Genomic DNA, 10,586 nt, shown 5'->3' on the forward strand with positions numbered 1-10,586 from the left:
CGCAGCCTGCGGCAGCGGCTACATAAAGCGATGCGCGAAGGCCCCCAGGGCCTTGCGCGACGCTCCCCAGAGACCTTTTGCTTCGCAACCTGCAGTGGCGGCTACACCGCCGAGCCTTAGCGCGCCTGCCAGTCCCGCAGCCACTGCAGGCCGGCGGAGGTGTTGCCGCGCGGGCGGTATTCACAACCGACCCAGCCGTCGTAGCCAAGGTCGTCCATCAGCTGGAACAGGTAGGGATAGTTCAGTTCCCCCAGGTCCGGCTCGTGACGATCCGGCACCCCGGCGATCTGGATGTGGCCGATCCCGGCCAGGTCGCGGCGCAGTTTCACCGCCAGGTCGCCTTCGACGATCTGGCAGTGATAGCAGTCGAACTGCACCTTGAGGTTGGCCGCGTCGACTTCCTTGCAGATGGCCTGGGCCTGGTCCTGGCGGTTGAGGAAGAACCCCGGCATGTCCCGGGTGTTGATCGGCTCCAGCAGCACCGTGACCCCGACCTTGGCCGCCTGGGCCGTGGCATGGGCCAGGTTCTCCAGGTAGACGCCGTGGTGCCGCGGGCGATCGTTCTCGGACGGCAGCAGGCCGGCCATCACGTGGACCCGCGAGTTGCCCAGCACCGCGGCGTATTCCAGCGCCTTGTCGAAACCCTGGCGGAACTCGGCCTCGCGCCCGGGCAGGGAAACGATGCCCCGCTCCCCCGCCGCCCAGTCGCCGGGCGGGGCATTGAACAGCGCCTGTTGCAGGCCGTGGTCGTCCAGGCGCTGCTTCAGTTCCTGGGGGCTGTAGTCGTAGGGAAACAGGTACTCCACGGCCGTGAAGCCGTCCGCCGCCGCGGCGGCAAAGCGGTCGAGAAAGGCATGTTCCGGGTAGAGCATGCTGAGGTTGGCAGCAAAACGAGGCATGGGAACTCCTGGGACAAAGGGTCAGACAAACGGCCAGATCAGCAGGGTAATACAGAACCCCAAGGTGCCGAGCAAGGTGGTGATCACGGTCCAGGTGCGCAGGCCGTCCGCCACGTTGAGCCCGGCCAGCTTGGTGAAGATCCAGTACCCGGCGTCATTGATATGGGACATCGCCAGCCCGCCACCGCCCATGGCCAGGCACAGCAGGGCCATGTGGTTGGGGCTCAGGTTGAGGGTGGCGATCAGCGGCGCGATGATCCCGGCGGTGGTCACCAGGGCCACGGTAGTGGAGCCCTGCACCGCACGCAGCAGCATGGTCAGCAGAAAACCCAGGGCCAGCACCGGCAGGCCGGTGGTGCGCAGCAGGTCGGAGACCACCGCGCCGATCCCGGTATCCACCAGCACCTTGCCGAACACCCCCCCGGCCCCGGCGATCAGGATCACCATGGCCACCCCGGGCAGCGCTGAGCCGATCACGTCGGACACCTGGCTGCGGCTCCAGCCGCGGCGCGAGCCCAGCAGCCAGGCACACAGCAAGGTGTCCAGCAGCAGCGCCACCAGCGGCGCGCCAAGTACGGTCAGCACCCCGCGCAGGGTGGACTCCAGGGGCAGCAAGGAAGTAGCCAGGGTGCCCAGCAGGATCAGCACGATGGGCAGCAGGATCAGGCTGACGATCAGGCCGAACCCCGGTGGCGGAGCCGGCGGCAGTTTCGCCGCCAGGCTGCCGGTGGATTCTTCCAGGCCCATGTGCGCCACAGCGGCCACCGCCTGGGGGCTGGCAGGCTGCTCGGAACCGTTGTTCCAGGCGGCGAGGTCTTCATTGGTGACGTGCGGGCCGTAGACTTCGGCGCGGATGTCATCGGTCATCGGGTAGTTGCGCCGGGTCATGCGCCCTGCCACGCGGTAGCCCACGTAGCACAGCAGCGCGGTCAGCGGCAGGCCGAACATCAGCACCCGGCCCAGGTCCGCGCCCAGCTGGCTGGCCGCGGCCACCGCTCCAGGGTGCGGCGGCAGGAAGGCGTGCACGGTGAGCAGCGCGGCGCACATCGGCAAGGCGAACACCAGCAGCGGCTTACGCGCACTGCGGGCCACGCCATAGGCCAGGGGCATGAGGATGATCACCCCGACCTCGAAGAACACCGGCACGCCGATGATGAATCCGGCCATGGTCAGCGCCAGGGGCGTGCGCCGGTTGCCGAAGCGCTCGATCAGGGTCTTGGCCAGCGCCTCGGCGCCGCCGGAAAGCTCGATGATGCGGCCGATCATCGCGCCCAGGGCGATGATGATGGCGATGTGGCCGAGGGTCTTGCCCATGCCGCCCTCGATGGTGGCCACCAGCTCCGCCGGTTTCACTCCGGCCACCAGCGCCACCAGGATGCTTACCAGCATCAGCGCGACAAAGGGCTGGAACTTGTACTTGAGCACCAGGAACAGCAACAGGGCGATACCGGCCCCGGCGGTGATCATCAGAATCAGCGGGCTCATTGCACAAGCCCTCCACCCAGTGGCTGGCAGGGGGTGCTGGTGGTGCGGGAACCCGTAAAGCAAATGCAGTCATTCATCTCGGGAAATCCTGTTGTTATTGTTTTTCAACGGCAAGCCGCTCCCCGCGAAAGCCTCATGAAGGCTTCCGTGGACTGGCGTGCATGAAACGCTGGCAGTGTCGCGGGCTTACCAGGTGGCGCCGAAAGCGTCCCGCAGCTCATCCAGGGCGGCCTGATCCAGAGGTGCCGGGCGCGGCTGGCTCATCAGCCACAGGCGCGCGGTTTCCTCCAGCTCTTCCAGGGCGTAGCTGGCCTTGGACACACTGCTTTCCCAGACCACCGGGCCCAGGCGTTCGAGCATCACCCCACGCACCTGATTGGCCAGCCGCGCCACCTGCTCGGCGACCTTGGGCGAACCCGGGCGCTGGTAGCCGATCAGCGGGATGTGCCCGACCTTCATCACCTGGTACGGGGTCAGCGGCGGCAGGATGTCGTCCTCGCGCCAGACCCCGGCCAGGGTCAGCGCCACCAGGTGGGTGGAGTGGGTATGCACCACCCCGCCCACGCCCGGGTTGCGGTCATACACCTGGCGATGCAGGGCCAGGGTCTTGGACGGCTTGTCGCCGCTCACCCACTCCCCCGCCAGGTTGACCTTGGCGATGGCTGCAGGGTCGAGCCGGCCCAGGCAGATATCGGTGGGGGTGATCAGCCAGCCATCATCGAGCCGCGCACTGATGTTGCCGGCGCTGCCCACGGTGTAGCCGCGCTGATAGAGGCTGCGGCCGACATCACAGATTTCTTCGCGCAGAGCGTTTTCCCGGCTCATGCCTGACCTCCCGCCAGTTGGCCCAGGGCCTTGCTGAAAAAGTCGCGGCCACCGAAGTTGCCGGACTTCAGCGCCAGGGCCAGGGGCTCGCCGCCACTGCTGACGGTGGCCGGAACCCCGGGATCGATCTGCGCGCCGATCTGCAGCAGGCGCACGTCCAGAGCCTTGACCACGGCGCCGGAGGTTTCCCCGCCAGCCACCACAAAGCGCCGCACGCCGCTGTCGCGCAGGCCCCGGGCGATCTCGCCCAGGGCATTCTCCACCAGCGCTCCGGCACGTTCGGCACCGAGCTGACGCTGCACCGCCTTGACCTCTTCCGGCGTGCTGGTGGCGTAGATCAGCACCGTGCCCTGCTGCTCCCGGGCAAAGGCCAGGGCCTGTTCCACCACCGCCTCGCCGGCCGCCAGGGCCAACGGGTCGATGCGCCAGGCCGGGCGCTCGGCTTCCAGCCAGGCATCGACCTGGGCATTGGTGGCCAGGGAGGCACTGCCGGCCAGCACCACTTCGCCACCGGCTACCTTGGGCAGGCTTGCAGCATCGAGGTCACGCAGCTTGCCGGCGCGACGGAAGTTTTCCGGCAGGCCCAGGGCCAGCCCGGAACCGCCAGTGAGCAGCGGCAGGTCGGCGCAGGCGGCGCCGAGGGTATAGAGGTCGGCATCGGACAGCGCGTCGGCAATCGCCAGGGCAACACCCTGCCCGCGCAGTTCGGCGATCCTGCTGCGCACCGCCTCCACGCCCTGGGCGATGCTGTCGTAGCGCAGCAGGCCTACCGGCAGCCGGGTCTGGGATTGCAGGACCCGCACCAGGTTGGCATCGGTCATCGGCGTCAGCGGGTGATGCTGCATGCCCGATTCGCTGAGCAACTGGTCCTGGACGAACAGGTGGCCACGGAAAATGGTCCGGCCGTTCTCCGGGAACGCCGGGCAGGCCAGGGTGAAATCGCTGCCCAGGGCCTCGAGCAAGGCCTCGCTGACCTGACCGATGTTGCCCGCCGCGGTGGAATCGAAGGTCGAGCAGTATTTGAAGAAGATCTGCTCGCAGCCCTGGTCCCGCAGCCATTGCAGGGCGGCCAGGGATTCGGCCACCGCTTCGCTGGCCGCAGTGGTACGCGACTTCAGCGCGATCACCACGGCGTCGGCGTCCAGCCCGGCAGCCACTTCAGCGCTGGGAATGCCGATGCTCTGCACAGTGCGCATGCCACCGCGAACCAGCATGTTGGCCAGGTCCGTGGCCCCGGTGAAATCGTCGGCGATGCAGCCCAGCAACGGGCGTGGATTGGAAATCGTCATCACGGGTTCCTCACTCGGCATCGGGCTTGGCCACAGGCAGGTCGATGCCCGGGAAGATCTTGATCACCGCCGAGTCGTCCTCGCGGCCAAAACCGGCGCTGGAGGCCTGCATGAACATCTGGTGCGCGGTGGCCGACAGCGGCAGCGGGAATTTGCTGGCCCGGGCGGTATCCAGCACCAGCCCCAGGTCCTTGACGAAGATGTCCACCGCGGACAGCGGTGTGTAGTCGGCCTTGAGGATATGCGGAACGCGGTTCTCGAACATCCAGGAGTTGCCCGCGCTGTGGGTGATCACCTCATACAGGGCATCGGCGTCCACCCCTTCGCGCAGGCCCAGGGCCATGGCTTCGGCAGAGGCGGCAATGTGCACCCCGGCCAGCAACTGGTTGATGATCTTGACCTTGGAGCCCAGGCCATGGGCATCCCCCAGGCGATAGACCTTGCCGGCCATGCCCCCAAGAATCGCCTCGGCCCTGGCGTAAGCGGTGGCCGGGCCGGAGGTCATCATGGTCATCTCGCCGGCGGCGGCCTTGGCCGCGCCACCGGAGATCGGTGCATCTAGATAGAGCAGGCCCAGGGCCTCCAGGCGCTGGCCCAGGTCCACGGCGTAGGTCGGGGCCACGGTGGCGCAGCCGATCACCAGGCTGCCGGGACGCAGTGCCGCTGCCGCCCCGCCCTCACCGAACAGCACGCTTTCGGTCTGCTCGGCATTGACCACCACGGTGACAATCACATCGCATTCACCGGCCAGTTGCGCCGCCGAGGCGCAAGCCACGCCGCCTTCGCTGGCGAACTGCTCGGTGACCGCAGCACGGACGTCACAGGCATGCACCTTGAAACCGCTGCGCAGCAACGACCGGGCGATGCCCAGGCCCATGGCGCCAAGACCGATGACACCGACATTGTTGTTATTCATGGGGGACTCCAGAAATAGACCAGGACTGTGCCGCGCCAGACAGGCGCCGGGCAAGAACCGGGCAGGACAGGGAAATCCGGATTGCAGGTCCGGCAAATGCAACACAGGCAGCAACAGGCGCAGCGCCAGACGGCAAGCCCGGAAGGTGCATGGCACCGTGGGCAGGTGCCGAGAGAGGCAGGAGCGAATCGATCATCATGGCCATCCTGTTGCTGTTGTTATCAGGTTGAGCGTTGGCTGTGAACGATCATCCACCAATGAACGGATTATGTGAAGAAGTTTTTCAATCTAACATTTTTTAACATCACCTTGAGCGCCCGGCCCCGGCCAGCCACTGGTCGGAAGCCGACGGCCGGTGCCCCGTGGGCTGCTACAACCCTTCACAGCCCTGATCTGGATCAGCATGGCCCGGGGTGACCTGGCCGAGGCTGAATGAACGAGGGCTGCTGACTGGCGGTAGCACCCTTCATCGCAACCCCGTTGACGCTCCCCCTGGCGGAGAGCTCAATGGCCTGTCTGGTTATGCTTGGATAAGGATGATTCAACATGGCAAAGATTGAGGTTTTATCAGGTGATTTCCTGCAAGGCGCCGGCGAGTACCGGCACGGCACCTTCAGGCTCAAGACGGTATTCAACAGCAACGGCGTCGAGGTCAAGGCATCGGCCTTCAAGACACTGGAGATCGCCAGCGAAAGCCCCATCACCAACAAGGACGCCCTGGGCTACGGCATTGCCGGCGCCATGCTGTTGGGCCCGGTGGGCGCCCTGGCCGGGTACCTGATGGCGGGTACGGAAAACGAAGTGACCTTCATCGGCACCCTCAAGGATGGCCGGCAGTTGATGGCGGCCACCGATAGCGCGACCTACAAGGATATCTCCCAGCACTTGCTGCACTGATAATCCTCGTCGCTATATTCAGTGCTCATGACATCCCCATCTGTCATGGGCACTTTCTTTATATGAAACTTATATATATCCGCCTCTCGCATCAGCTAATTCCCACCCTTAGCTGAACCTCACCTGAAACTTCGTAACTGATCAATGATTCAGGGCAATTTAACCTTGACTCCAGCACCCCTCCTGAGTAAATTGCGCGGGCCGGTAATTACGGCACTTTGTTTAACTCACTAAAGAAGCCAATGGACACAGTATCTAGACGCTGTCTGGTCACTGCCGCTGCGCAGAACCAGGCACTTAACCCTGAAAATGACGGGACTCGACTCCGCGGTCGGGTAAGCTGCGCTAGGGCTTGACGCTCCAACGTAACTTGCCTCCCCCGGAACCAGTCCGGTCGCGAGGCAAATGTTATGCACTTCACTTCCTCTGTAATGCCAGGCGTTCGCGCCTTCGCCGCCACCATGCGGGTCAAGCTGTGCCGTGAGCCCAAGGTTCTGGCGCGCTCGCCGTTTTCTCGTGCCGCCCCCACCCCCTCGACCGCCCTGCGAGCCAATTGGCGCGTCTGCCCGATGACCGGGCAGTTGCAGCAACGCTGGAGCTTCGACGATAGCCAGGACCCGCAGAGTCGGGGCGCTGCCCTGCTCCTGCAGCAGGCCGGACTGATCTTCGGCCTGTACCTCGGGGCACGCAGCTCAGCCTGAACCAGCGGTAACTTTCCGTTGTTTGCAAACGAACTTTAAAAGTTTAAGTTCGGCGGCGTGCTAGTGCCTGTCAGTTAATAAAGTTATTGGAGAAAGTTATGGAAGAGGCCAGTAGTAGGTTCGCTGCCCATACAACTTCATTGTTTGAGCAGCGAACGTTAAAACCTGAAAAACGCCAAGATCAAAATCGATCGCTAACCTGCGGCTCGACATGTTTTCGCTCGCCTTTAATTAGTTGAGTGTTGCTGTGTCGTGCCGCAAGCAGGCGGCAGGAGCACAGACCATGACTGTAAAAACCCCAACTTCCCGCAACACCAGCGCCACCAGTGACAGCAACAAGCTGTCGATGCGTGCCGCCCGCGAAGCCCAGAACGGCCTGGCCGTCACCCTGGCCAACGTCAACTCCACCACCGCCGGCCTCACTGAACTGGATGCCGAGGGCCGCCTGCAACGGGACGGCCACAACGAGGTCGCCCACGACCGTCCGCCACACGCTCTGGTGCAGCTGCTCCAGGCTTTCAACAACCCTTTCATCTATGTGCTGATGACCCTGACCGGTATCAGTTTCTTCACCGACTTCTGGCTGCCGCTGCAGGCCGGCGAAGAAACCGATCTCACCGGGGTCATCATCGTCCTGGTGATGGTGCTGGCCAGCGGCCTGATGCGTTTCTGGCAGGAACACCGCTCGGCCAAGGCCGCCGAAGCGCTCAAGGCCATGGTACGGACCACCGCCGCCGTACTGCGCCGCGAGCAGATGGGCATGCAGGCCCGGGTGCGTGAAGTGCCGATGCGCGACCTGGTGGTGGGCGACATCATCCAGCTGTCCGCCGGTGACATGATCCCTGCCGATATCCGCCTGATCGAATCCCGCGACCTGTTCATCAGCCAGGCGGTGCTCACCGGCGAAGCCTTGCCGGTTGAAAAGTACGACACCCTGGGCGCCGTCCAGGAAAAGTCCGCCACCGCCCAGGCCGCCGATCAGCAAGACCTGCTGGACCTGCCGAACATCTGCTTCATGGGCACCAACGTGGTCAGCGGCACGGCCACCGCCGTGGTCGTGGCCACCGGCTCGCGCACCTACTTCGGTTCCCTGGCCCGCTCCATCGTCGGCTCCCGCACCCAGACCGCCTTCGACCGCGGGGTCAACAGCGTCAGCTGGCTGCTGATCCGCTTCATGCTGGTGATGGTGCCCATCGTTCTGCTGATCAACGGATTCGCCAAGGGCGACTGGGCCGAAGCCTTCATGTTCGCCCTGGCAGTGGCCGTCGGCCTGACCCCGGAAATGCTGCCGATGATCGTCAGCGCCAACCTGGCCAAGGGCGCCTCGGCCATGGCCAAGCGCAAGGTGGTGGTCAAGCGCCTCAACGCGATCCAGAACTTCGGTGCCATGGACGTGCTCTGCACCGACAAGACCGGCACCCTGACCCAGGACCGGATCATCCTCGAACATCACGTCGACATCAGCGGCAGCCGCTGCGATGAAGTGCTGCAACTGGCCTGGCTCAACAGCTACCACCAGAGCGGCATGAAGAACCTGATGGACCGCGCAGTGGTCAGCTTCGCCGAGGAGAACCCGCACTTCACCCCTCCTGCCGCCTGGCGCAAGGTGGATGAGCTACCGTTCGACTTCGTCCGGCGGCGCCTGTCGGTCATCCTCGCCGATGCCCGCGGCCACCACCTGCTGGTGTGCAAGGGCGCGGTGGAAGAAATGCTGGAAACCGCCACTCGGGTCCGCAAGAACGGTGTCACCCATACCATCGACGCTGCCCTGCGTGCCGAATTGCTGCAACTGGCCGAAGACTACAACCGCGACGGTTTCCGCGTGCTGCTGGTGGGCACCCGTGACATCGCCCGGGACCAGATCAAGAACCAGTACAGCGCCAGCGACGAACGTGAGCTGGTGATCGAAGGCTTCCTGACCTTCCTCGATCCGCCGAAGGAAACCGCCGGCCCGGCGATTGCCGCCCTGCGCGACAACGGCGTCACCGTGAAGGTACTGACCGGTGACAACGCCATCGTCACCGCGAAGATCTGCCGCGAGGTCGGCCTGGAAGTCGGCGAGCCGCTGCTGGGTCGTGACATCGAGCGCATGGACGACGAAGTGCTGGGGCGCCTGGTGGAAGAGCGCACGGTATTTGCCAAGCTCACCCCACTGCAGAAGTCCCGGGTGCTCAAGGCATTGCAGGCCAACGGCCACACCGTGGGCTTTCTCGGCGACGGCATCAACGACGCTCCGGCGCTGCGCGATGCCGACGTCGGCATCTCGGTGGACAGCGGCACCGACATCGCCAAGGAATCGGCGGACATCATCCTCCTGGAAAAGAGCCTGATGGTGCTGGAGGAAGGGGTGATCAAGGGTCGCGAGACCTTCGGCAACATCATGAAGTACCTGAACATGACCGCCAGCTCCAACTTCGGCAACGTGTTCTCGGTGCTGGTGGCCAGTGCCTTCATTCCCTTCCTGCCGATGCTGGCGATCCACCTGCTGCTGCAGAACCTGATGTACGACTTCTCCCAGCTGGCCCTGCCGTGGGACAAGATGGACAAGGAATACCTGAGCAAGCCACGCAAGTGGGACGCCAAGAACATCGGGCGCTTCATGCTGTGGATCGGGCCGACCTCGTCGATCTTCGACATCACCACCTTTGCCCTGATGTGGTACGTGTTCGCCGCCAACAGCGTGGAAATGGCCGCCCTGTTCCAGTCCGGCTGGTTCATCGAAGGCCTGCTCTCCCAGACCCTGGTGGTGCACATGCTGCGCACCCGCAAGATCCCGTTCATCCAGAGCACCGCGGCACTGCCGGTCATGCTCGCCACGGGCCTGGTGATGGCACTGGGTATCTATGTGCCCTTCTCGCCTCTGGGCAGCATGGTCGGCCTGGTGCCGCTGCCATGGGAATACTTCCCTTGGCTGGTGGGTACCCTGCTCAGCTACTGCGTGGTCGCCCAGACCATGAAGACCCTGTACATCCGCCGCTTCAAGCAGTGGTTCTAAGGGCCTGAGCCCGGTGCGACCGCCCCACGGGGCGGTCGCACCAGATACAGCAAACCAACGATGCCACCGTCGGCGCGGCCAGCGCCCTGTCGACGGCGACGCTGTTCGCCCGAAAGGAGCATCGCCATGTTTTTCAAACCTTTTTCGCTGTTGCAACGCGGCCTGAAGGCCTTGCTGGTCTGCGGCCTGTGCGCCTGCGCCAGGCTGCTCGCCCGCCTGAGCATCCGCCTCTATGTGCGGGGCCTGCTGAGCGCCGTTGAAATGCGTTTCCTGCTGGGGTTCAGCGCCGCCATCACTCGCGCCTCGCTGCGCCTGGCGATTGCCTGAAACCTGTCACAGTCCCGGGAGAATACTCATGTCGGGCACTACTCTTCTGATCAACCTGGCCGGCGCCATCGCGCTGTTGCTGTGGGGCTCGCAGATGATCTGCGGCTCACTCCTGCGGGGCTTCGGCAGCCCGCTGCGGCACTGGCTCGGGCAACACCTGAACAACCGCTGGCTGGCGCTGCTGTGCGGCGTCGGCATCACCGGCGTGGTGCAAAGCAGCACTGCGGTGAGCCTGATGGCCAGCTCCTTCAC

Annotated in this window: 9 protein-coding genes and 1 pseudogene; 5 read left to right on the forward strand and 5 right to left on the reverse strand. The window is 64.6% G+C overall.

Annotated features, from left to right (window positions below; genetic code table 11):
• Positions 1 to 116: 116 nt before the first annotated feature.
• From otnI to ltnD, 5 genes are all read right to left on the reverse strand, one after another.
• Positions 117 to 899 carry a 2-oxo-tetronate isomerase gene (gene otnI, locus F6S12_RS26950; protein WP_315869510.1) on the reverse strand — a complete coding sequence of 261 codons (783 nt, stop codon included), beginning with the start codon at positions 897 to 899 and terminating at the stop codon, positions 117 to 119.
• A gap of 21 nt (positions 900 to 920) precedes the next feature.
• Positions 921 to 2,384: a GntP family transporter gene (locus tag F6S12_RS26955; RefSeq protein WP_011061625.1), complete on the reverse strand. Its 1,464-nt coding sequence runs from the start codon at positions 2,382 to 2,384 to the stop codon at positions 921 to 923.
• Positions 2,385 to 2,570: 186 nt separating this feature from the next.
• The gene (locus F6S12_RS26960; protein WP_210670959.1) at positions 2,571 to 3,209 is read right to left on the reverse strand and encodes an aldolase; all 639 of its coding nucleotides are present in this window, start codon (positions 3,207 to 3,209) and stop codon (positions 2,571 to 2,573) included.
• Complete coding sequence (gene otnK / locus F6S12_RS26965; protein WP_011061627.1) at positions 3,206 to 4,498, reverse strand: 3-oxo-tetronate kinase; 1,293 nt, start codon at positions 4,496 to 4,498, stop codon at positions 3,206 to 3,208. The genes F6S12_RS26960 and otnK overlap by 4 nt, the downstream gene beginning before the upstream one ends.
• A gap of 10 nt (positions 4,499 to 4,508) precedes the next feature.
• Positions 4,509 to 5,414, reverse strand: a complete 906-nt coding sequence (ltnD, locus tag F6S12_RS26970) for an L-threonate dehydrogenase (RefSeq protein ID WP_011061628.1) — start codon at positions 5,412 to 5,414, stop codon at positions 4,509 to 4,511.
• Between the two features lie 546 nt (positions 5,415 to 5,960).
• Here ltnD and F6S12_RS26975 point away from each other — a divergent pair.
• The 5 genes and pseudogenes from F6S12_RS26975 to F6S12_RS26995 all read left to right on the forward strand — a co-directional run.
• A complete protein-coding gene (locus F6S12_RS26975; protein ID WP_011061629.1) occupies positions 5,961 to 6,311 on the forward strand; it encodes a hypothetical protein in 351 nt (116 codons plus the stop codon).
• A 410-nt stretch (positions 6,312 to 6,721) separates the two neighbouring features.
• Entirely contained in the window at positions 6,722 to 7,012 is a 291-nt protein-coding gene (locus tag F6S12_RS26980; RefSeq protein ID WP_011061630.1) for a hypothetical protein, read from the forward strand.
• A 283-nt stretch (positions 7,013 to 7,295) separates the two neighbouring features.
• A complete protein-coding gene (gene mgtA / locus F6S12_RS26985; RefSeq protein ID WP_011061631.1) occupies positions 7,296 to 10,007 on the forward strand; it encodes a magnesium-translocating P-type ATPase in 2,712 nt (903 codons plus the stop codon).
• A gap of 126 nt (positions 10,008 to 10,133) precedes the next feature.
• Entirely contained in the window at positions 10,134 to 10,334 is a 201-nt protein-coding gene (locus tag F6S12_RS26990) for a hypothetical protein (RefSeq protein ID WP_019095481.1), read from the forward strand.
• A 28-nt stretch (positions 10,335 to 10,362) separates the two neighbouring features.
• A pseudogene (locus F6S12_RS26995) lies at positions 10,363 to 10,586 on the forward strand (Na/Pi cotransporter family protein); the annotation flags it as partial.

Source organism: Pseudomonas sp. JV245A, from assembly GCF_032424515.1.
Taxonomy (GTDB): Bacteria; Pseudomonadota; Gammaproteobacteria; order Pseudomonadales; family Pseudomonadaceae; genus Aquipseudomonas; species Aquipseudomonas protegens.